19 protein-coding genes and 1 tRNA gene are annotated in these 20,794 nt (G+C 68.7%); 13 read left to right on the top strand and 7 right to left on the bottom strand.

Features of this window, described 5'->3' with window-relative positions:
• Positions 1-57: 57 nt before the first annotated feature.
• Both ACT3S3_RS03810 and ACT3S3_RS03805 read left to right on the top strand, forming a co-directional pair.
• Positions 58-1,602 carry an amino acid permease gene (locus ACT3S3_RS03810; protein ID WP_301442174.1) on the top strand — a complete coding sequence of 515 codons (1,545 nt, stop codon included), beginning with the start codon at positions 58-60 and terminating at the stop codon, positions 1,600-1,602.
• Positions 1,603-1,625: 23 nt separating this feature from the next.
• Complete coding sequence (locus ACT3S3_RS03805) at positions 1,626-2,531, top strand: PhzF family phenazine biosynthesis protein (protein WP_441579495.1); 906 nt, start codon at positions 1,626-1,628, stop codon at positions 2,529-2,531.
• Here the strand turns inward: ACT3S3_RS03805 and ACT3S3_RS03800 are convergent.
• A complete protein-coding gene (locus tag ACT3S3_RS03800) occupies positions 2,522-3,013 on the bottom strand; it encodes a heat shock protein transcriptional repressor HspR (RefSeq protein ID WP_301442176.1) in 492 nt (163 codons plus the stop codon). The genes ACT3S3_RS03805 and ACT3S3_RS03800 overlap by 10 nt on opposite strands.
• Before the next feature lie 20 nt (positions 3,014-3,033).
• Entirely contained in the window at positions 3,034-4,251 is a 1,218-nt protein-coding gene (dnaJ, locus tag ACT3S3_RS03795) for a molecular chaperone DnaJ (protein WP_301442177.1), read from the bottom strand.
• A 180-nt stretch (positions 4,252-4,431) separates the two neighbouring features.
• Here dnaJ and ACT3S3_RS03790 point away from each other — a divergent pair, with 180 nt between their 5' ends.
• Genes ACT3S3_RS03790 through ACT3S3_RS03780 form a run of 3 tightly spaced genes read left to right on the top strand, consistent with a single transcriptional unit; the run spans position 4,432 to position 9,377 of the window.
• Positions 4,432-5,493, top strand: coding sequence for a hypothetical protein (locus ACT3S3_RS03790; protein WP_301442178.1), 1,062 nt, complete (start codon positions 4,432-4,434; stop codon positions 5,491-5,493).
• On the top strand, positions 5,493-8,282 hold the full coding sequence (locus ACT3S3_RS03785) for a hypothetical protein (protein WP_444614809.1): 2,790 nt from the start codon (positions 5,493-5,495) through the stop codon (positions 8,280-8,282). Before ACT3S3_RS03790 ends, ACT3S3_RS03785 begins: the two co-directional genes overlap by 1 nt.
• Positions 8,283-8,309: 27 nt before the next feature.
• Complete coding sequence (locus ACT3S3_RS03780) at positions 8,310-9,377, top strand: hypothetical protein (protein WP_301444260.1); 1,068 nt, start codon at positions 8,310-8,312, stop codon at positions 9,375-9,377.
• 263 nt (positions 9,378-9,640) lie between these two features.
• On the opposite strand, the gene grpE is transcribed toward ACT3S3_RS03780, so the two are convergent.
• Positions 9,641-10,303, bottom strand: a complete 663-nt coding sequence (gene grpE / locus ACT3S3_RS03775; protein ID WP_301444224.1) for a nucleotide exchange factor GrpE — start codon at positions 10,301-10,303, stop codon at positions 9,641-9,643.
• A gap of 2 nt (positions 10,304-10,305) precedes the next feature.
• Complete coding sequence (dnaK, locus tag ACT3S3_RS03770) at positions 10,306-12,168, bottom strand: molecular chaperone DnaK (protein WP_444614810.1); 1,863 nt, start codon at positions 12,166-12,168, stop codon at positions 10,306-10,308.
• 213 nt (positions 12,169-12,381) lie between these two features.
• Between dnaK and ACT3S3_RS03765 the strand changes: the two genes are divergently transcribed.
• The 6 genes from ACT3S3_RS03765 (at position 12,382) to ACT3S3_RS03740 (ending at position 18,409) form a co-directional block, all read left to right on the top strand.
• On the top strand, positions 12,382-13,308 hold the full coding sequence (locus ACT3S3_RS03765) for an alpha/beta hydrolase fold domain-containing protein (RefSeq protein ID WP_301444203.1): 927 nt from the start codon (positions 12,382-12,384) through the stop codon (positions 13,306-13,308).
• A 134-nt stretch (positions 13,309-13,442) separates the two neighbouring features.
• Positions 13,443-14,693, top strand: coding sequence for a hypothetical protein (locus ACT3S3_RS03760; protein WP_441579577.1), 1,251 nt, complete (start codon positions 13,443-13,445; stop codon positions 14,691-14,693).
• Positions 14,694-14,789: 96 nt separating this feature from the next.
• Positions 14,790-16,055 (top strand): pyridoxal phosphate-dependent aminotransferase, encoded by a 1,266-nt coding sequence (locus ACT3S3_RS03755; protein ID WP_301442440.1) that lies wholly within the window; start codon positions 14,790-14,792, stop codon positions 16,053-16,055.
• Positions 16,056-16,067: 12 nt separating this feature from the next.
• On the top strand, positions 16,068-17,354 hold the full coding sequence (locus ACT3S3_RS03750) for a sensor histidine kinase (RefSeq protein WP_301442439.1): 1,287 nt from the start codon (positions 16,068-16,070) through the stop codon (positions 17,352-17,354).
• Positions 17,355-17,387: 33 nt separating this feature from the next.
• On the top strand, positions 17,388-17,630 hold the full coding sequence (locus tag ACT3S3_RS03745) for a hypothetical protein (protein WP_301442438.1): 243 nt from the start codon (positions 17,388-17,390) through the stop codon (positions 17,628-17,630).
• A 26-nt stretch (positions 17,631-17,656) separates the two neighbouring features.
• Positions 17,657-18,409, top strand: a complete 753-nt coding sequence (locus ACT3S3_RS03740; RefSeq protein WP_301442437.1) for a response regulator transcription factor — start codon at positions 17,657-17,659, stop codon at positions 18,407-18,409.
• Positions 18,410-18,674: 265 nt separating this feature from the next.
• Here ACT3S3_RS03740 and dcd read toward each other — a convergent pair whose 3' ends face one another.
• On the bottom strand, positions 18,675-19,286 hold the full coding sequence (dcd, locus tag ACT3S3_RS03735) for a dCTP deaminase (protein WP_301442436.1): 612 nt from the start codon (positions 19,284-19,286) through the stop codon (positions 18,675-18,677).
• A 114-nt stretch (positions 19,287-19,400) separates the two neighbouring features.
• Between dcd and ACT3S3_RS03730 the strand changes: the two genes are divergently transcribed.
• Positions 19,401-19,474 (top strand) — tRNA-Gly (locus tag ACT3S3_RS03730).
• Positions 19,475-19,615: 141 nt separating this feature from the next.
• Here ACT3S3_RS03730 and ACT3S3_RS03725 read toward each other — a convergent pair.
• Together ACT3S3_RS03725 and ACT3S3_RS03720 are read right to left on the bottom strand one after the other, a co-directional pair.
• On the bottom strand, positions 19,616-19,813 hold the full coding sequence (locus ACT3S3_RS03725) for a hypothetical protein (RefSeq protein ID WP_441582672.1): 198 nt from the start codon (positions 19,811-19,813) through the stop codon (positions 19,616-19,618).
• A gap of 55 nt (positions 19,814-19,868) precedes the next feature.
• The gene (locus tag ACT3S3_RS03720; RefSeq protein WP_441582671.1) at positions 19,869-20,276 is read right to left on the bottom strand and encodes a hypothetical protein; all 408 of its coding nucleotides are present in this window, start codon (positions 20,274-20,276) and stop codon (positions 19,869-19,871) included.
• A gap of 217 nt (positions 20,277-20,493) precedes the next feature.
• Here ACT3S3_RS03720 and ACT3S3_RS03715 point away from each other — a divergent pair, with 217 nt between their 5' ends.
• Positions 20,494-20,721 (top strand): helix-turn-helix domain-containing protein, encoded by a 228-nt coding sequence (locus tag ACT3S3_RS03715; RefSeq protein ID WP_441582670.1) that lies wholly within the window; start codon positions 20,494-20,496, stop codon positions 20,719-20,721.
• Positions 20,722-20,794: the final 73 nt, after the last annotated feature.

The following is a 20,794-nucleotide window of genomic DNA, read 5'->3' as shown; positions in this document are numbered from 1 at the left end:
CCACCACCTCGCACCGCATTCGTGTGCACCACGGCACTCGGGATACTCTGACTCCCCGTGACTGACACCTCCGCCGACCCCGGCCTCTCCGCCGACCCCGACACCCGGGGGTCCACAGCCCGCAGGGACACCGTCCGCCTGCCGACGCTGGTCTCGCTCATCGTCGGCTCCTGCGTGGGTGCCGGCATCTTCGCCCTGCCCCAGAACATCTCCGCCGTCGCCTCACCCGGCGCCGCGGTCATCGGCTGGGTCGTCACCGGCATCGGCATGCTGTGCATCGCCTTCGTCTTCCAGGCTCTGGCGCACCGCAAACCCAACCTCGACTCCGGGGTGTACAGCTACGTCCGCGGCGGACTCGGCGACTTCGTCGGCTTCGCCTCCGGCTGGGGCTACTGGTTGGGCAGCATCATCGCCCAGGTCGGCTACGCCACCCTCTTCTTCGGCTCACTCGGCCACTTCCTCCCCCTGTTCTCCGACGGGCAGTCACTCGTGCAGGCGTTCTTCGTCTCCGGACTGAACTGGGTGATCTTCCTGGCCCTGTCCCGCGGCGTGCACCAGGCCGCGGTACTCAACGTGGTCACCACCGCGGCGAAGCTGCTGCCGATCCTCGCCTTCCTCGGCATCGTCGCCTTCGCCGGGTTCCACACCGAGGTCTTCACCGCCGACTTCTGGGGCTCCGCCGAGACCTTCGGAGACAACGCCGACCAGGCGTCCAGCCTGTCCGACCAGGTCAAGGGCATGATGCTGTTCACCGTGTGGGCGTTCATCGGTGTCGAGGGCGCGTCAACGTACTCGCGCCGCGCACGCCGCCGCAAGGACGTCTCACTGGCCACCCTGCTCGGATTCCTCACCGTCTTCCTGCTGCTGGTGATGGTGAGCTTCCTGTCCTACGGTGTCGCCCCGCGCGAGGAACTCGCCGCGATGGGCGACAACTCCATGGCCGAGGTGCTCGAACTCGTCGTCGGCCCGTGGGGGGCCGGGCTGGTGTCGATCGGCCTGTGCATCTCAGTGCTGGGCGCCTACGTCTCCTGGCAGATGCTGTGCGCCGAACCGATCACCCTGATGGCGCAGGACGGTCTGCTGCCCCGCAAACTCGGCTACATCAACCACCGCGGCGCCCCGGTGGTCGCCCAGCTGTTCTCCGCGGTGGTCATCCAGCTGTTCATCGTGGTGTTCTACCTCAACGAGTCCGCCTACACCACGATGGTGCAGCTCGCGACGTCGTTGTACCTGATCCCCTACCTGTTCTCCGCGCTGTACCTAGTGTTCCTGTGCACCCGCGGCGCCGGATTGTCGCACCCGGACGCCGGTACGAAGTTCGACCTCTCCGGCCCCTCGGTCGACCGCCGGACCAACCGCGTCCACCTGCTCACCGGCGTGCTGGCGCTGGTCTACTCGCTGTGGCTGTTCTACGCCGCGGACGTGAAGTACGTGCTCATGGGCATGGTGCTGATCGTGCCGGGCATGATCGCCTACGTGGTGACCCGTCGCCGCGCCGGCGGCCGGGTGTTCAACGCCTTCGAGTGGGTCATCGCCACCGGGGTCTCGGTGGCGGCGATCGTCGCGATCGTGCTCATCGCGCAGGGGACGCTGAGCCTGTAACTGCCCCGCTGTACGATGCGTGCATGCCTCACGACCCCGCACGCCAGCACCGTTTCGCCCAGGTCGACGTCTTCTCCGCCGAGCCCTACCGCGGCAACCCGGTCGCCGTGATCCTCGACGCCGACGACCTCGACGACGAGCAGATGCAGCGCATCGCCTGCTGGACGAACCTTTCCGAGACCACCTTCGTCCTCTCCCCGTCCACCCCGGATCCGGCGCAGGACGCACCGGCACCGCAGGCCGACTACCGGGTGCGCATCTTCACGCCAGAAGGCGAGCTCCCCTTCGCCGGACACCCCACCCTCGGCACCGCGCACGCCTGGCTCGAAGTCGGCGGCGAGCCGCACCAGGACGACGTGATCATCCAGGAGTGCGCCGCCGGCCTGGTGGAGGTCCACCGCAATCCCGGCACCGGCGCACTGTCCTTCACCGCCCCGCCGACGACCCGCACCGGGCCGCTGGAGGAGGAACACCTCGCCCGGATCAGCGAGGCGCTGCGGATCGACCGGTCGCTGATCGTCGACCACCAGTGGGCCGACAACGGCCCCGGGTGGGCGGCGGTGCAGCTGCCCCACGCGCAGGACGTCCTGGACCTGCGTCCGGACTTCAGCGCCCACCCCGACCTGAAGGTCGGCGTCTTCGGCCTCTACCCGGACGGTGCGGCGTGCCGACTGGAGATCCGCGCCTTCGTGCCCGGCGCCGCCGGTGCGGAGGACCCGGTCACCGGGTCGCTCAACGCCTCGGTCGGCCAGTGGTTGCTGCGCAGCGGGAAGATCACCGAGGCCTACACCGCCGCCCAGGGCACCGTCCTGGGCCGCACGGGACGCATCAGCGTCACCCCGGTCGGGTCAGGACGCAACGTCCTGGTCGGTGGCGCCACGACCACCCTGTTCCACGGTCACGCGGAATTCCCCCAGCCTCAGCCCTGACGGCCGTCGGACCCGTTGCCGCCGCGCCCGTCGCGACCGTCACGGCCATCCCGTCCCCGGCGTCGGCGCTGCTCCCACAGGACCACCGCGGTGGAACGCGGGACGTGGACGATCTCGCCACGGCGGCGCCCGCCGCCGGAGCGTCCCGCCTCGTCGGCGTCGTGCTCGGCGGCGGCGAGGCGGACCTGCAGCACGTCCACCTCGTCACGCAGGTCACGGACCTTGTTTTGCAGGCCGATGATCGCCTTGATGCCGGCGAGGTTCACACCCTCGTCGTGGCTGAGCCGCTGGATCTCCAGGAGCTGCTCGATGTCGTCGCGCGAGTAGCGCCGCCCCCCGCCGCTGGTGCGCTCCGGGGAGACCAGCCCCAACCTGTCGTAGGTGCGCAGCGTCTGCGCGTGCATGCCCGTGATCTCCGCGGCGACGGAGATCACGAACACCTCCCGGGGCTCACCCGGGACGTCTCCGTTCCTGTCACTCATCTTCAACCACCAACTGTCCGTCAGTTCCCGGACCAGCCCGCACGGGGGTCGAAACCGGTCCGCTTCTCTTCCTCAGCGTAGTGACGCAACGCACTCGCCGCGCCCTCGTCGAGATTCTTCGGCACCGCGACCTTCACCGTCACCAACAGGTCGCCGGACGCGCCATTGCGCTTGGTCACGCCGCGGCCGCGCACGCGCAGCGTGGTGCCGTCCGCCGTCCCAGCTGGGATCTTTACCCGCACGCGGGTGTCCAGGGTCGGCACGGTGACCGCCCCGCCGAGGGCGAGCTCGGTGAAGCTGACCGGCACGGTCATCTTCAGGTCGTCGCCGTTGCGGGTGAACAGCTTGTCCGCGCGCACGTGCACGGTGACGAAGAGGTCACCGGACGGACGCCCACGCTCACCGGCCTCACCCTGCCCGGCGAGGCGGACCTTCTGGCCGTCCACCACACCGGCGGGCACGCGCACGGTGATCGTGCGGGTACGGGTCACCCGGCCTGACCCGCTGCAGTCGGCACACGGGTCCTCGATACGGGTACCGGTGCCGTTGCAGTCCGGGCAGGGGCGGGAGAACCCGAACGCGCCGCGGTTCTCCGAGACGACCCCGGCACCCGAACAGGTGCCGCACCTCGCGCTCGAGGTCCCCGGCGTGGCGCCGGAGCCGTGGCAGGTCGTGCACGCCGCGGGGCTGGTCAGCCGGATCGGGACGGTGACGCCCTTCGTGGCCTCCCGGAAGTCCAGGGTAATCTCGGTCTCCACGTCCGCACCACGGGTGCGACGCTGGGTACGACCACCGCCACCACCGCCGGAGCCGCCGCCGAACATGTCGCCGAAGACGTCACCGAACCCACCTGCACCGCCACCGGATCCACCGGCACGGTTGAAGAGGTCACCGAGGTCGAAACCGCCGGTGCCGCCGGCACCGCCGCCGAACCCGCCGAAACCGCCGGACGTCCCGCCCGGGGTGCCGTACCCGCCGCCCGGCGCGCCGTAGCCGCCCGAGGCGACCATCTGCTTGAGCTCGTCGTACTCGGCGCGCTTGTCCTTGTCGCCGAGCACGGAGTAGGCCTCGGAGGCGGTCTTGAACCGGTTCTCCGCCGCGGTGTCGCCCGGGTGCGCGTCAGGGTGGTTCTCGCGCGCGAGCTTACGGTAGGCCTTTTTGATCTCGTCGGCCTCCGCGGTGGACGACACGCCGAGGTCGGCGTAGTAGTCCTTGTCGATCCACTCCTTCTGGGCCACCTGGTTCCTCTCTTCCTGGGTTCTGTCTCGGCTCTATTTCAGGGCCTGGCTGCCGCCGTGGGCCCCACAGGACCCCACGGGACCCGTCACATGAAACTTGAGCCTATCACGCTAAGGTCTATCTCCTGCATGCAACGCATGACGCGCAGCAGACATTCCCGGCTGTTAGGGTAAGTTCCCATGTTCTCCAGAGACGGCCGTAAGCGCCCCACACCGCGGCGGGTCGTCGACCCGGAGGCGCCGGACGCGATGTTCCCCCACCTGCCCCGGCACCGCGCCGACCTGCTGCGCGAGGAGACGATGCGCCGCCTGCACGCCGAAGGATACGACACCTCCTGGCGCCCCGACGGCTACATCGCCGCCACCCCCGCGACGGAGCCGGCAACGGGCACAGGGACAGAGCCGGACACACCCCCGTCACGCCGCCTCATCGGCCTCGACAACCTCTCCCTCCAGATCGCCGCCGCCCCGGGGTCCACCCCGGCCCAGGTCGTGGAGATGATCCACCACTTCCTCGGCACCGTGCTCACCGACATCGACGTCGACGGGCTGGACGAGGCGGAGTTCCTGCGCCAGCTCCGCGTCCGGCTGGTGTCCCGCAACACCCTTGACGCCGCGTCGGGCACCGTCGAGGACTCCTCCCGCGAGTTCACCGGCGACCTGCTGGTCTCCCTGGTCCTGGACACCCCGGACGCGGTCGTGACCCTCAACGACGACACACTCGCCGCCCACGGGACCGCCACCCGCGAACAGCTCGCCGACCTTTACCAGGCCGGCTACCGCAACACCTGGCAGGAGCTGCTCGACGCCGACGTCGAGGTCAACGAGGTGCGCGCCGAGGCCCGCCAGGAATCCCCCGCCGCACACTTCCACGTGGTGGAGTCCGACTCCTACTTCCTGGCCAGCGCACCGCTGTTCCTCGACGAACTGCTGCCACGCTGGCTGCCGGAGCTGGACGCCTCCGCCGGGGTGATGGTGACCGTGCCGCACCGTCACCTCATGCTCGTCCGCGAGGTCACCACCGGCCAGGACCTGCTCGACGGCATCAACACCATGACCTCCGTCGCCCTGGGCCAGTTGGCCGCGAACCCGGGACCGTTGACCGCGCGCCTGCACCTGGCGCACGAGGGGGAGTTCCGCGTGTTCACCAACGTCACCACCGGTGAGGACGGAGAACAGGTGCTGCAGGTCGAACCCGACGACTACCTGATGTCCCGGCTCGAGAGCGAGGACCAGGAGTAGTGAGCACCCAGAAGAACGGCATCAGCCGCCGCTCCTTCCTCATCGGTGGCGGCGTGCTCGGCGCCGGTGCCGTGGCCACCGTCGGCGGCGTCGCCGTGCTGCGCAACCGCGACGACGAGGCGTCCGGCCCGCCCCCGGCCGTGGATCCCGGACCGTTGCAGCTGCAGGTCGGCGACGCCGACCACCCCGGACGCGTCACCGTGCTGACCAGCGCCGGACGACAGCTCGTCCACTTCGACGGTTACCGGTTGTCGTCCTCCACCGGCACCCGCGGCGCCACCGTGGACGACCCGGGTGACGGCGCACCGTCCTCCGGGCCGGTGCGCGTGGAGTTCGAGGTCACCGACCCCGACTACACCGCCGCGGTCACCTACCGCGCCGACGGCGGGCGCGTCACCGCCGACTGGGAGTTCACCGTCCCGGGTGACGGTCTCGACGACTCCGACCGTGCCCTGTTGCGCGGTGGGCGGATCTACCGCACCCTCGTCGACGCCCGGGAGGACACCGAGTTCCACGTCCCCGCCACGAAATGGGTCCACGACACCGGCGGCGGCGTGCCCGTCCAGGAGCGCGTCACCGAGCTCAACTTCGTGGAGTGGGACGTCCCCGACACCACCGACGACGACCCGAAACGACTCTACGGCTGCATCACCACGCGCAACAGCATGTCGCGCAGTTCCTCGATGCTGCACGCCGCGCCGTCCGCCCCCGGCGACACAGGCTCCGATGACGGTGTGTGGCGCGCCCAGGTCGAGTTCCGCGCCGACACCACCGTCGGCACCGCCCGCCGCCTCGTCGACGACGGACGCACCCTGCTCGCCGGCGCGGTCCTCGGCGGCACCGGCCTGCCCGACCCCACCGTGGACGTGACCACCTCCGCCACCTACAACGTCTTCACCGACGACGGGCGCAGGACGTTCACCGTCGGGCTCGCCGGACGCTCCGCACGCAGCACCACGGTGCTCGAGGTCACCGCCCGCGACTTCGACGGCGCGGAGTTCCACCGCTCCCGCCACGAGGTCGCCATCCCGCAGGACGCCGCCTACGCCGACACCGCGGTCAACATCGACCTGCCCGGCCCGCGCTCCTGGTGCTCGGTGGAGGTCACCTGCGCCGACTCCTTCGCCCGCACCACCGCCGCGGTGTGGCCCGGTCACGACTTCGGCCCCGCCGACCAGTCCATCGTGGGTCTCGGCGGCTTCGCCTCCACCGCCTCCGCCGGCAGTTCCCAGGCAGACGGGCTGGAGTCCCGCAGTGCCGAGCGGGCGATGTGGCGCCGTCTGGGCATCCGCCACCTGCGCAACCCCTGGCTCACCGCCGAGGAGTCCGAGGACCTCGGCATCAACACCGGCTCCCAGCCCGGCGGTGCCCCCGGCAAGTTCGACGACGACGGTGACGGTGAGAGCAGCGGTGAGACCTTCACCGAGTGGGCCGGCAAGGCCCTCGACCGCGGGGAGGACGCCGGGGTGGAGCACTACGAACTGCTCAACGAGTGGAGCCTCTCCGACGCCGACACCGTGGAACTGGCCACCGAGTACACCGACCAGTGGCTCAAGCCCTTCCGCGCGGAGATGGACCGCCGCGGCACCGACGCCAAACTGCTGGCCATGCCCCTGGCCGGCTGGGACGCCGATTTCCTCGACACCATCCGCGACCGCGACGGCTGGGACCTGCTCGACGGCATCGCCGAACACGCCGGACGCGGCAACTACGTGGTCGACTACGACGGCGGCAAGTGGAACTTCCTCGGCCAGGTGCGCACCGCCCGCGCCTACCTCGACGGCCACGGTGCCGGCGACGGTGGGGACGCACCCAGCGAACTCTGGCTCACCGAGACCTACGCCTGCACCCGCCCCAACGCCTGGTGGTACGACGACGAGCGCACCGCCGCCGACTCCGTCCTGCTCACGCTCATGCTCGCCAAGGCCGAGGGCGTCACCGGCGTGCACTGGTTCCAGCTCACCGACGGGCTCTGGCACGACAAGTACGGGGTGAACCCCACCGAACCCGAGTACCACTACGGGCTCGTGCACGTGGACCGCTCCCCGAAGCCCGCCCTCCCCGCCTTCGCCTTCGCCGCCGAGATGCTCGACGGCGCGACCTTCCTCGGCTGGCTGGAGTCCCCCCACCCCGACCTGCGTGGACTGCGCTTCTCGCGTGACGACTCCACCTACTGGGTCCTGTGGAGCAGGCAGGACGGCTACCTCAACAACGCCGCCCACGGCACCGACAGCTACTTCCCCCACCCCGAGGCGTGGATCCGGCCGGACGCCTCGTCGCTGCAGGTCACCGTCCCCGGGGTGAAGACGGTGCGCGACGTGCTGGGTCGCGAGGGCGCCCGCGACGGCAGCACCGTCACCGTCACCGCGTCCCCCGTGGTCGTCACCGGTGACATCGACGCCGACCTCACCGGCCCCGAGGACGTCACCGGCGACATGTCCGTCGCCCTGCGCGAGGTCACCGTGCGCCGCGGTGACGAGAACGGACAGGACGCGCTGATCGTCGAGGGCGTCAACGACACCGACGGACGGCTCGTCCTGCGCGTACTCGGCCGCCAGGTCGACGGCGCCCTCGACGAGAAGACCGTCACCGTGCCCACCGGTGAGTTCTCCGAGACCGTGGACATGGGTGAGGCGATGCCCGAGGACTCCGAGAACCCGACCGCCACCACCGTCGGCGCCCGTGAGGCCCGCCCGCAGGTGCGCGTCCTGGCGCAGCGTCGGGAGAAGGTGCACGCCGACGCCGCCGAGGCGCAGGCCTACCGGGCGGAGTTCTACCGCACGGTGTGACCGCCCGGGCTGTTAGTGTTGGTGAACATGTTCCGCCGCGACCACAGGAGACACGCCCCGCGGAACTCCGGTGCCCACACCGCGCCCACGGCGCCCGACCGGATGTTCCCGCACCTGCCACGGCACCGCGCGGACTTCCTCCGGGACCAGACGATCCGCCTGCTCCACGAGGAAGGCTTCACCACCACCTGGCTGCCCGACGGACGCATCCGCGCCCGCGGCACCACCACCCTGACCGTCAGCCTGCACACCCTCTCCCTGCAGCTCGCCGACGCCGGGGCCCACGCCAACCTCTCCGAACTGCTGGAACTCATCCGCCGGCACGTCCGTGACGTCACCGACCTGGACGACGCGGGTGTGGAAGGTGGATCCGACACGGTCGGCGCGTCCGGCCCGTCCGGCGCCTCAACACTGACGGACGCGGAGTTCCTGCGCCGTCTGCGCGTCCGGCTCGCCCCACGCGACATCCTCGACGCGTTGGACGGCCCCGTCGACGACGCCTCCCGCGACTTCGCCGGCGACCTGTGCACCTCCCTCGTCCTCGACGGCCCCGACGCCGTGACCGTGCTCGACGACCCCGCCCTCGCCACCCACGGCACCGCCACCAGCACCGAGCTCGCCGACCTCCACCATGTGGCGCGCCGCAACACCTGGCAGGAACTCGCCGACGCCCGCGTCACCGTCACCCCGCTGCACGCACCCGTCCAGGACCGTGGCACCACCGCGCACCTCTGGACCGTGGAGTCCGACTCCTTCTTCCTCGCCAGCGCCCCACTGTTCCTCGACGAACTGCTGCCGAGCTGGGTGCCGGGGCTCGACGCCACCGACGGGGTGATCTTCGCCGTGCCGCACCGTCACCTGATGCTGGTACGCGGTGTCGACAGTGGCCAGGACCTGCTCGACGGCATCACCGCGATGTCCACCGTGGCCCTCGAACGCCACGGGTCGAACCCGGGCCCGCTGAGCCCCCGGCTGCACCTGCACCACGACGGTGCCACCGCCGCGTTCACCACCGTCACCACCGACCGACGCGGCCGTCGGACCGTGGGCATCCATCCGGACGCCCACCTCACCGCCCTCATCACCGGCAGGTAGGGGCCGTGCCGGGTCCCTGATGCTCCTGGGCCCCTCATGTCATCTGACTCATGCCCCAGGTAGGAAAACGGCCGAGAATCAGCCTGGGGCATGGCTCAGGTGACATCGGCCGGTACAGGCACAGCACGACGCGCGGCCCCGGGGCACCTTCATGTGGTGAAGGTGTCCCGGGGCCGCGCGTCGTGTCGATGAGGGGTGGGGCACGAGGCCCCTACGAGGCCCCTACGAGGCCCCTACGAGGCCCCTACGAGGCCCCGACCGGTCTACCGGTCCGCGATGACCACCATGGCGCTGCGCAGAACGCGGTCGCCGAGCCGGTAGCCCTTGCGCAGGACGGTACCGACCACGGTGTCGTCGCCGCTGGAGGTGTCCTGCACGGCCTCGTGCATCGACGGGTCGAACTCGTCGCCCTCGTTGCCGAAGGTCTCGACCTTCAGGCCGCCGAGCACGGAGTCCAACTTGTCAGCGACGGCCTTCAGCGGGCCGGTGAGGTCGCCGTGCTGCTCGGCGAGGTCCAGGTCGTCCCGGATCGGGAGCAGCGAAGACGCCACGTCCGCCTTCGCGGCCTCACCGATACCCACCCGGTCACGCTCGGTACGGCGACGGTAGTTCGCGTACTCGGCGTTGACGCGCTGCAGGTCGGCGGTGCGCTCGGCGAGCTGGGCCTCGGCGTCGGAGAGTTCCCCGGAGCCGTCGAGGTCGGCGTCGGCGGTGTCGGCGACACCGTCCTCGACATCACCGGCGAGAGCCTCGGTCGCCTCCTCGGCGGCCTCCTCCGCGTCCACCGTCTCGGCGTCGACGGTCACACCGTCGGCGTCCATGGATTCAGCGTCGATCACGGCATCCTCCTCAGGGGTCGTCTCGGCCATCTCCGGCGCCGTGTACTCCTCGTCGGTCGCGGCGGGGTCGCCGGGGTTGTCGGGCATGGTCACTTGGCATCATCCCCGGACTTGCCGTCGGTCTCGTCGTCGACGACCTCGGCGTCCACGACGTCGTCCTCGGCCTGAGCACCCTCGGCACCCTCGGCGCCTTCGGCGTTGGCGGCCTCGGCCTCGTAGATGGCCTTGCCCATCTCCTGGCTCTCGGCGGACAGCTTCTCGACGGCGTCCTTGATCGCCTCGATGTCGTCACCCTTGAGTGCCTCGTCGACGGCGGTCGCGGCTTCCTCGACCTTGGTCTTGGTCTCCTCGGAGACCTTGTCCTCGCTGTCGGAGAGGAACTTGCGGGTCTGGTAGGCCATCGACTCTGCCGAGTTGCGGACCTCCTGCTCCTCGCGGCGCTTCTTGTCCTCGTCGGCGTGGGCCTCGGCGTCCTTCACCATCTGGTCGATCTCCTCCTGGCTGAGGCCGGAGCCGTCCTGGATGGTGATGGAGGTTTCCTTGCCGGTGCCCTTGTCCTTGGCGGTGACGTGGACGATGCCGTTGGCGTCGATGTCGAAGGTGACCTCGATCTGCGGCACGCCGCGCGGGGCGGGTGCGATGCCGCCGAGCTCGAAGGAGCCGAGCAGCTTGTTCTGCTGGGCCATCTCGCGCTCACCCTGGAAGACCTGGATCTGCACGGAGGGCTGGGAGTCCTCTGCGGTGGTGAAGGTCTCCGACCGCTTGGTCGGGATGGTGGTGTTGCGCTCGATGAGCTTGGTCATCACGCCACCCTTGGTCTCGATACCGAGGGACAGCGGGGTGACGTCGAGCAGCAGCACGTCCTTGACCTCACCGCGCAGGACGCCGGCCTGCAGGGCGGCGCCGACGGCGACGACCTCGTCCGGGTTGACGCCCTTGTTGGGCTCCTTGCCGCCGGTGAGCTCCTTGACGAGCTCGGAGACGGCGGGCATGCGGGTCGAGCCACCGACGAGCACGACGTGGTCGATGTCGGCGAGCTTGAAGTCCGCGTCGCGCAGCACGGCCTCGAAGGGCTTCTTGGTGCGGTCCAGGAGGTCCTGGGTGATGCGCTGGAACTCGGTGCGGGTCAGGGTCTCGTCGAGGAACAGGGGGTTCTTGTCCTGGTCGACGGTGATGTAGGGAAGGTTGATGCTGGCCTGCTGGGAGCTGGACAGCTCGATCTTCGCCTTCTCGGCGGCCTCACGCAGACGCTGCAGGGCCATCTTGTCCTTGGACAGGTCGACGCCGTTGGCGGTCTTGAACTTCTCGACCAGCCAGTCGACGACGCGCTGGTCCCAGTCGTCGCCACCGAGCGAGTTGTCGCCGGAGGTGGCGCGCACCTCGACGACACCGTCGCCGATCTCCAGCAGGGAGACGTCGAAGGTACCGCCACCGAGGTCGAAGACCAGGATGGTCTGCTCGGCGTCGCCCTTCTCCAGGCCGTAGGCCAGGGCGGCCGCGGTGGGCTCGTTGACGATGCGCAGGACGTTCATGCCGGCGATCTGGCCGGCGTCCTTGGTGGCCTGACGCTGTGCGTCGTTGAAGTAGGCGGGCACGGTGATGACGGCGTCGGTGACGTCCTCACCGAGGTAGGCCTCGGCGTCCCTCTTGAGCTTCTGGAGGGTACGCGCGGAGATCTCCTGCGCGGTGTACTTCTTGCCGTCGATCTCGCTGGTGGTCCAGCTGTCGTCGCCGATGTGCCGCTTCACGGAGCGGATGGTGCGGTCGACGTTGGTGACCGCCTGGTTCTTCGCGGACTGCCCGACGAGCACCTCACCGTTCTTGGCGAAGGCGACGATCGACGGGGTGGTCCGGGAGCCCTCGGAGTTGGCGATGACCGTGGCCTCGCCGCCCTCGAGCACGCTGACGACCGAGTTCGTGGTTCCCAGGTCGATTCCAACTGCACGTCCCATGGTGACTTCCTCCTGCTGTTCTTGAGCTTGTTAAGTGAGCCGCGCTCAAGTCTGCACCTGACATTCCGAGGTGTCAACCTGAGTTGAGTGCTTGCGACTCAATGTCTGACATCCTGTACAACTCGCCGCACCGCAAAGTTGTTCCCGATCCGCTCAACTTTTTTCCACGGGCCTGTTTTGGGGCCCACCCCCGCTGCCCTAGGATCGACCCCCATGAGCCTGCAGATGCGCCTCCTCGCCGCCGCCCCCGGACTGCCCGGCCTCTCCGGTCTGGCCGGGGGCACGTCCTGGCGCTCGCCGGCGAAGGTCCGCGAACTCATGTCCACCCCGCGGACCTCCACCCCGGTCCCCCACGAGCTCTACCAGGTCAACCATGTCGTCCTGGACACGCTGACCACCGACGACGGGGACTTCGACACCTACTCCCTGGTGCCCGCGACCGACGCCCCGCGAGACACCCCGCTGGACATCTGCGTGTACGTGCACGGCGGCGGCTACGTGAACGGCCTGAGCGCCCGGCACTGGTCACTGGTCAGCGAGATCGCCGGCGCCGGGATGAAGGTCGTCGTCCCGGACTACGGGCTCGCCCCGGAGTTCGACGCCACCGCCGCCGCACGTCTGCTCGACGTGGTCGTGGACCGGGCCCTCGCCGAGGCCGGGACCTCGTGCCTGCGCGTCACCCTCGCTGCGGACTCCGCCGGCGCCGGACTCGCCCTGGGCTGGCTGATCGACCGGCAGGACCGGTCCGGGACCGCCGGCAGGATCGACCGGATCGCACTGATCAGCCCCTGGCTGGACGCCACCTGCCACAGCCCCGGCACCGACGACCTCGTCGACACCGACCCGTTGCTGCACCCGGACGCGCTACGCGTCGCCGGGGAGGCGTGGGGACGCCACGTGGGCGTCGACGACCCGCTGGTCAGCCCGCTCGCGGCGTCCGACGCCCAGCTGGGGACGCTACCCCCGGTCCGCGTGTGGAGCGGCACCCGTGACGTCCTGCACGCGGACGCGGTGCTGCTGGCGCAGCGCACCGGCTGCGAGGCCACCGTCGTGGACGGTGCACTGCACAACTACCCGCTGCTGCCCGTCCCCGAAGGCCGGGCGGGACGCGCCGAGATCCTGTCCTGGCTGGCCCCGTGAGCGGTGCCGGCGACACGTCCGACGCCGCCGTGGGTTAGTGAGACGGTCGACGGGGGCTAGAATGGACGCGACCGTTCCCCGCGCCGGTGCCACTCGGCACGTCGCAGAACCGTGTGACGAGACGAAGAGACCAGATGAGCAACCCCTCAGACCCCCACCGCCACCATGGTGACGACCTCCCGCGCGACACTGACGCGTTCGAGGACACCGAGTTCACCATGGGCGGCGATGCCGCCGGTTCCGGGAGTTCCGACGGCACCGACGGTTTCGCCGCCGAGATCGACGACTCCGGCGCGCGCGACGACTCCGACGAGAACACCGAGGTCATCGACGCCGAATCCGCCGAGGTGACCGACGACACCGGGGACGCCGGGGAGGCCGAGGCGCCCCTGGGGTCCACCAACGACCCCGAGGTCACCGGCATCATCCCCGTCGTGGACGACGAGCAGATCTCCGGCCACGAACTCAAGCACGCCCCGGGCGGGGACGCCGGCCCGAATGCCGGCCCAAGCACGGACGCGGGCTCCGACGAGGATTCCGCGACCAGCGTCCTCCCCCTGGCCGGTGTCGCCGGTGCGGCGGGAGCGGCTGGCGCCGCAGGGTCGGCAGGCGCGGCCAGCGCGTCGACCGGAACGTCGGGCGAAGCGTCAGCCGACGCCCCGACCACGTCCAGCGCAGCGTCCACCGGGACCGGAGAGTCGGCCGCGTCCGGCAGCGCCGCCGCGGCGTCCGGCACGGGGACCGGCAGCAGCAGTGGCGGCAGTGGTAGTGGCGACGGGACGTCCACGAAGAACTCCTCGCGCCCCTGGTACGGGCGCTTCCCCACCTGGGGGTGGATCCTCGTGATCGGCGGGGTGCTGTCCGTCGGCGGGGCGGCGACCGCCGTCGCCATGATGAACTCCGGCAGCGACCAGGAGCGCCAGTCGCCCTACAGCAGCGTGGAACCGAACTACCCCACCCGCGAGGCCTGGGACCCCAGCAGCCCGATCCCCACCGCGCAGCCGAACAGTGGCTCCGACTCCGGTTCCACCTACTACGAACCCGAGTACGACGAGCCCGACGAGTACTACTCCCCCTCCCCGGAGGAGTCCGAGGATTCCGCGCCGGCGTCACCGTCGTCGCAGGCACCGTCCTCCCCCTCTGAAAACTCCGGTGGCGGCAACAGCGGCAACAGCGGCAACAACGGGAACGGGAACGGGAACAACTCGGGGAACGGCAACAACTCCGGAAACAACTCCGGAAACGGGACCGGTACCGGGAACAACGGCGGCGGTACCGGCAATGGCACCGGTGGCGGCACCGACACCGGTGACGGCACCGACAACGGCGAGTCCGGCGGTGCCGGAACCGGCGGCGGGGAGTCAGGGGAGGACAGCCCCCAGTAGCGAGCCACCGGTTCCGCCGACCTTTTCGGCCGGATCGGTGCCCCAGTTCCGGTAGTCGGCTGTCACGGCGACAGGTGGACTGGCACAATTACTGGAATGAGCACTGAAGAGAACAACGCGCAGGGGCTCGGCGGATCCGGTCAACTCCGTCCGCTCGACCAGTCGACGAAGCTCCAGAACGTCCTGTACGAGATCCGTGGCCCGGTGAACTCCGAGGCCGAGCGGATGGAGGCCGACGGGCACCGGATCCTCAAGCTCAACACCGGTAACCCGGCAGCCTTCGGCTTCGACGCCCCGGACACGATCGTCCAGGACATGATCGCCGCCCTGCCGTTCGCCCAGGGCTACTCCCAGTCCAAGGGCATCCCCTCGGCACGTCGCGCCGTGGTCTCGCGCTACGAGGTCGTGCCCGGGTTCCCCAGCTTCGACATCGACGACGTCTTCATCGGCAACGGTGTCTCCGAGCTGATCACGATGACCACCCAGGCGCTGCTCAACGACGGCGACGAGGTGCTCATCCCCGCACCGGACTACCCCCTGTGGACTGCGGCGACGACCCTGTCCGGCGGCAAGCCCGTGCACTACCTCTGCGACGAGGAGGACGACTGGGCCCCCTCGATCGAGGACATCGAGTCGAAGATCACCGAGCGCACGAAGGCGATCGTGATCATCAACCCGAACAACCCCACCGGCGCGGTGTACAGCCGCGAGGTGGTGCAGAAGATCGTGAACATCGCCCGCGAGCACTCCCTGCTGCTGCTCTCCGACGAGATCTACGACAAGATCCTCTACGACGACGCCGTGCACGTGAACACCGCGTCGCTGGCCCCCGACCTGCTGTGCATCACCTTCAACGGCCTGTCGAAGGCCTACCGTGTCGCCGGCTACCGTGCCGGCTGGGCGGTGATCACCGGACCGAAGGAACACGCGAAGGGCTTCATCGAGGGGCTCACGCTGCTGGCGTCGACCCGTCTGTGCGCCAACGTGCCCGCCCAGTACGGCATCCAGGTCGCCCTGTCCGGACGCCAGTCCATCGACGACCTGGTGCTCCCCGGCGGCCGCCTGCTGGAGCAGCGCAACACCGCCTACACGAAGCTCAACGAGATCCCGGGCATCAGCGTGGTCAAGCCGATGGGTGCGCTGTACGCGTTCCCGAAGATCGACCCCGAGGTCCACGAGATCCACGACGACGAGCAGTTCATGTTCGACCTGCTGCGCTCGGAGAAGATCCAGATGGTGCAGGGCACGGGCATGAACTGGCCATCTCCGGACCACTTCCGGGTGGTCACCCTGCCGTGGAAGCAGGACCTCGCCGAGGCGATCGAGCGCCTGGGCAACTTCCTGTCCTCGTACCGGCAGTAGGACGCACCGAACGTGAACTCTCCAACCCGGGCGCCTCACCGCCCCAACCGGCTGCTCCGCATGCTGCGGGCCAGCCGGATCACCCGGCTCGGTGTGGTCGAGACCGTGCTCGCCGCATCGCTCATGGGTTTCGAGCTGATGGAGGCCCCCAGCCCCGCCTCGGCAGGAACGACGGGCTACGCGGTAGTCACCTTGGCGCTCATCGCCTGCGCCGCAAAGTTCCCGGTGGCAGTCTCGACGTTGTCCCTGCTGATGGTCCTGTCGTCCTTTCTGGTAGCTGATCTCCTTCCGCTGTACTCGGTCTTCTTCACGATGCTGATCGTGGAGATCGTCGCCGCCAGTGGCCAGATTTTGCTTGCGGTCTGCCTCACTTTCGCCCATTGGGTCCTCGCCGCGATCGATCCGGTGGCCCAGGCACTCATGACTGACATAGTCTCGCTCACGGTCGGTGGCATCATGCTCACCGCCGCTCTCCTGCTCGGATACACCCGCGACCGGCACCAACGTCAGCAGAAGAACATGCGGGCTTCGCTCGCCGAACAGGAGCGTGAACAGCGCCTCGAGCTGGCCCGCGAGCTGCACGATTCGGTGGCCACCTCGCTGACCAGCGTGGTGATGCAGGCCCAGGCGCTCACCCTGCTGCCCCCCGGCGAGGAGCACAACCATCGGCAGAGTCTGGAGAATATCTCCGAGTCTTCACGCGAAGCGTTGTCGAATCTCCGCACCATGCTGCAGTTGCTCAACGAGAAGCCGAACAGAGTGTCCTTCCGCACCCGCACCGCCAGTCCTCCCCTGGATGTCGCCGTCGGAAGGATCGAGCAGGAACTCGAGGCTCACTCGCTGCAACTCCGCGCGAGACTTCAACTGCCACCAGGCATAGCTGCGGTACTGAACGACCCTGCACCGGCGGAGTCAACCAAGGCCGATGCCGCCGCGTGGACAGACCGCGACACCGTCATCAAGGTCCTCACGGAGATGACGTCCAACGCGGCGAAGCACTCCTCTCCTCGCGCGACCATCCACCTGGAGTGCCGGGTCGATGGCGACGTGTTCGAAGTCAGTATGACGAACCCGACGCGACGCCCCACCCCGCCGGACGAATTGACGTCCGGGGGTATGGGGCTGGGTTCCATGCGAGCCCGAGCGACAAAGGCCGGGGGTACGTTGACCGCCCGACTTCACGGCGGGCGCACCGGTGATAGCACTGTTGAAGCCCCCGAGCTACCCGGAGCGGGGGGAGGGGAAACGTACTTCTGGCGTACAACCCTCAGACTGCCTATAGTTGTTACCAAATCTTGATAAACACCCCTCACCTCGATCCAAGGAGCACCTATGTCCCACTCGACACCACTGGGCCGCAAGCTCGTCCTGGCAGCCACCAGCGCGATCCTCACAGGCGGGTTGCTTTCCGGCGTGGCATCCGCAGACACCGCACTCCCCGAAGCTTCCACCACCTCGTCGTCAGCCGTATCCTCGGGCCTTTCCGGGTCGTGGACCGTTGACGCCAAGCGCGCCGCCTTCGACATCTTCAACTGCAAGTACCACCCGTACCACCCGTGGTGCCGCGGACGCTGAGACATATCACCAGCAATCTGTCTGACATGCACTCAAGCCCTGTCCGCCTACTGATCGTGGACGACGACCCACTCGTCCTCTCGTCGCTGCGCCTCTACTTCGGCTCGCCTGCGGGCGAGCAGATCGAGGTCGTCGGCGAGGCGTCCACAAGCCAAGGCGCACTCGAGATCCTCGACGCCTGCACCCCGGAGACCCCTGTCGACGTCGTCCTCGCCGACATCCACATGCCCGGTATGGACGGCGTGGAACTCCTGGGAAGAATCCAGGAGCTACCGGACCCCCCGGTCTTCGTGGCGATGACCGCTCTGGACGAGGAGGAGACGATGCTCTCCGTCCTCGCCCAGGGCGGGCGGGGTTACATTCTGAAGAGTTCACGTCCCGAGTTCATCATCGATACGGTGCTCGCCACCGTCGGCGGCGGAACTGTGGTCAGTCCACAGCCGGCGTCGAACCTGGTTCGGCACCTGTCCCAGGACTCCCCGGACAACTCGGCTCTGCAGGGCGCCAACCACGCGCCACCTGCAGCCGAGCCGCCCCGGTATCCGGGTGCCCCGACGCTCCCGCACCTGCCCGCCTCGGAGGAGCGCGTGCTGGCCCTGCTGTGCGTCGGCATGTCCAACGCGGAGATCAGCAGGAAGACCGGCCGGTCGTCCAGCATGGTGAAGAAGCAGGTCTCGCAGCTGCTGGGCCGGTTCGGGGCGTCGTCCCGCGTGCAGCTCGCCGTGCTGGCGACCGAGGCCGGATTCCGTCCGGACGACGTCCTACAGACACGGCAGTGAGCCCCCAGCGACACCGCACCGCGTTGCCATGATCCTTTAATGCTGGGTTCGTAGATTGAATATCAGCGCCTCCGGAGGTCGCTGAGACACCACAGTCACGGTGGTCACCGGAACCTACGCAGTGAAACGTCATCATCGCATAGACACGTCCCGGCGAAAGGACCCGTATACGGTAGCTGAGCATTCTCCTCTTGAAACGTCAGCACCTCGCCCCCGGCAGCAGCAATGCTCCCGGGGGCGAGGTGTGTGCGGAGAAGCTCTGGGGCTACTTCCGGAAGTTCAGGTACGCCTTCGACGGGGTGGGGCCGCGCTGCCCCTGGTACTTCGAGCCCAGGGGGCCGGAGCCGTAGGGAGCCTCCGCGGGGCTCGAGAGGTTGAACAGCGCCAGCTGCCCGATCTTCATGCCGGGATACAGGGCGATCGGCAGGTTCGCCGTGTTCGACAACTCCAGGGTGATGTGGCCGTTGAAGCCCGGGTCGACGAACCCGGCCGTCGAGTGGGTGAGCAGGCCGAGGCGCCCCAGGGACGACTTCCCCTCGAGCCGGGCCGCCAGGTTGTCCGGCACGGTGACGAACTCCAGCGTGGAGCCGAGGACGAACTCGCCGGGGTGCAGGATGAACGCCTCAGACTCCACTCCGCCGTCGTTGACGGGCACACCGTCCTCCCCCGTGCCGTCACCGACCTCGACGAGGGTGGTGAGGTCCTCCTGCGGGAGGCGCGGGTCGATGTGGGTGTACCGGGAGTTGTTGAACACCCGGAAGTAGCGGTCGAGACGTACGTCGATGCTCGACGGCTGGATCAGGGACGGGTCGAACGGGTCCAGGGCGAGGTCACCTGAACCGAGGGCTGCGCGGATGTCTCGGTCGGAAAGAAGCACGTCACTTACCCTAGCCGACCAGCAGGCACCCCGTTGTGCCACCCCGCCGCTGGGCTGTGTTAAAGTCGTCCGCAGTGCATGAGACAGCCCACCGTGCTGACCTCAGGCGCGATCGCCGATGTAGTTCAATGGTAGAACATCAGCTTCCCAAGCTGAATACGCGGGTTCGATTCCCGTCATCGGCTCCAGTACTTGACCTGCAGCAATGTTGGTTTTCGGGCGGGACCTACGGTGGCAAATGCCGCCCAAGGTCCCGCCTTTAGTCATTCTATCCGCGGACGCCGCCCCCGCCACGCCGCCGACAGAACTACCCCCACGCCCTCGAAGCGCTATGCCGCGGACTCCGCCGCCACGGGCGCGACCGCGGGGATCCACATGTCCTGCTCGATTCGCGCCGCGATACCGTCCGTGTGCGCCACTGCGACGTGCCACTGCCGGTCGAACGACCTGGCGAGGTTGACCCCCAACGCCCGCCAGTCCTGGACCGCCGCCCTCGCCGCCCCGTCGTCCAGATGCTCGCCGGTCACAATGATGTTCGAGTCAGGTACGACGATGATGTCGTACGGGTGGTGAAGTGGTGTTTTATCGGCCGCCGCCGGGTGTGCCATTGATTCTCCTGAATTCCTCGATGATGCCGTGCACCAGAGTAGCCTGCGCGTCGGACAGGCCCGTGGTGTCGATGCCCCCAACCGTACCGTCATTCGAACGTATATTCGAAACGTTGGGCCAATTTTCCCTCGGCACACCCGCCGCGTCCAGCACCTCATACGGCTTCGCCCCCACGACCGACGACAGGTGATACCACTCTGCCGGCGTCAGCTCCACGATCGACCCGCCCGGCCGCTCGCCGCGCTCCACGTACCGAATCCAGTTCCGGTCCTTGCGGCCCATGATCTCGACGACCTCCTCCTGCGTCATCGGCCGGGACCGCCTGGTGCGTGCCGCGTGGATGAGGCTGCCGGCCGCCTGGGCCTGCTCTCGCGTAGTCATGCCAGCAATCCTAGCGTGCGCGCACGCAGAATTTCCACCCTTATAAACGGTGCCTGACCTGCCAAAACCACCATTGCAGTCAACTTCACCACGCAATCAATGCGCGCCAAAATGCACGCATCACTTGCATCTCAATGCACGCGCCGCTAGCATGAAGGCCATGCACCACACACGATGGTGCACAAATACGCACCATGTTGCAGAAAGGACAACCACCATGAGTTCCGCCCTCCTCACCACCCGCCAGGCGGCCGACCATCTCGGAATCGGCGTAAACCACCTCCGCGCACTCGTCACCGCCGAGCGCATCCGAGGCTTCAAGCTCCCCGGCAAGGACGGCAAGGTCCGCCAGAACAGCCCCCTGCGCTATCGGATCGCCGACCTCGACGCCTACGCCGCAGAAGCCGAAGAGAGCTACGCCCGGCACCTCGCCAAGACCGCGTAAAGACCCGCACCCTCCGGGGGACTGCAATCCCATGTTCCGGCGGTACGGGCCACCACATCACTCAGTCCCCGAA

Source organism: Corynebacterium sp. AOP40-4SA-5, from assembly GCF_052377355.1.
Taxonomy (GTDB): domain Bacteria; phylum Actinomycetota; class Actinomycetes; order Mycobacteriales; family Mycobacteriaceae; genus Corynebacterium.
The sequence above is the reverse complement of the archived record's forward strand: the minus strand, read 5'-3'. Positions and strand labels throughout refer to the sequence as shown.

Bases quoted from the DNA above. Each gene is read 5' to 3' on its own strand.
- ACT3S3_RS03805 (WP_441579495.1), top strand. From the start codon at position 1,626: ATGCCTCACGACCCCGCACGCCAGCACCGTTTCGCCCAGGTCGACGTC.
- ACT3S3_RS03800 (WP_301442176.1), bottom strand. From the start codon at position 3,013: ATGAGTGACAGGAACGGAGACGTCCCGGGTGAGCCCCGGGAGGTGTTC.
- ACT3S3_RS03790 (WP_301442178.1), top strand. From the start codon at position 4,432: ATGTTCTCCAGAGACGGCCGTAAGCGCCCCACACCGCGGCGGGTCGTC.
- ACT3S3_RS03780 (WP_301444260.1), top strand. From the start codon at position 8,310: ATGTTCCGCCGCGACCACAGGAGACACGCCCCGCGGAACTCCGGTGCC.
- grpE (WP_301444224.1), bottom strand. From the start codon at position 10,303: ATGCCCGACAACCCCGGCGACCCCGCCGCGACCGACGAGGAGTACACG.
- dnaK (WP_444614810.1), bottom strand. From the start codon at position 12,168: ATGGGACGTGCAGTTGGAATCGACCTGGGAACCACGAACTCGGTCGTC.
- ACT3S3_RS03765 (WP_301444203.1), top strand. From the start codon at position 12,382: ATGAGCCTGCAGATGCGCCTCCTCGCCGCCGCCCCCGGACTGCCCGGC.
- ACT3S3_RS03760 (WP_441579577.1), top strand. From the start codon at position 13,443: ATGAGCAACCCCTCAGACCCCCACCGCCACCATGGTGACGACCTCCCG.
- ACT3S3_RS03755 (WP_301442440.1), top strand. From the start codon at position 14,790: ATGAGCACTGAAGAGAACAACGCGCAGGGGCTCGGCGGATCCGGTCAA.
- ACT3S3_RS03745 (WP_301442438.1), top strand. From the start codon at position 17,388: ATGTCCCACTCGACACCACTGGGCCGCAAGCTCGTCCTGGCAGCCACC.
- ACT3S3_RS03740 (WP_301442437.1), top strand. From the start codon at position 17,657: ATGCACTCAAGCCCTGTCCGCCTACTGATCGTGGACGACGACCCACTC.
- ACT3S3_RS03720 (WP_441582671.1), bottom strand. From the start codon at position 20,276: ATGACTACGCGAGAGCAGGCCCAGGCGGCCGGCAGCCTCATCCACGCG.
- ACT3S3_RS03715 (WP_441582670.1), top strand. From the start codon at position 20,494: ATGAGTTCCGCCCTCCTCACCACCCGCCAGGCGGCCGACCATCTCGGA.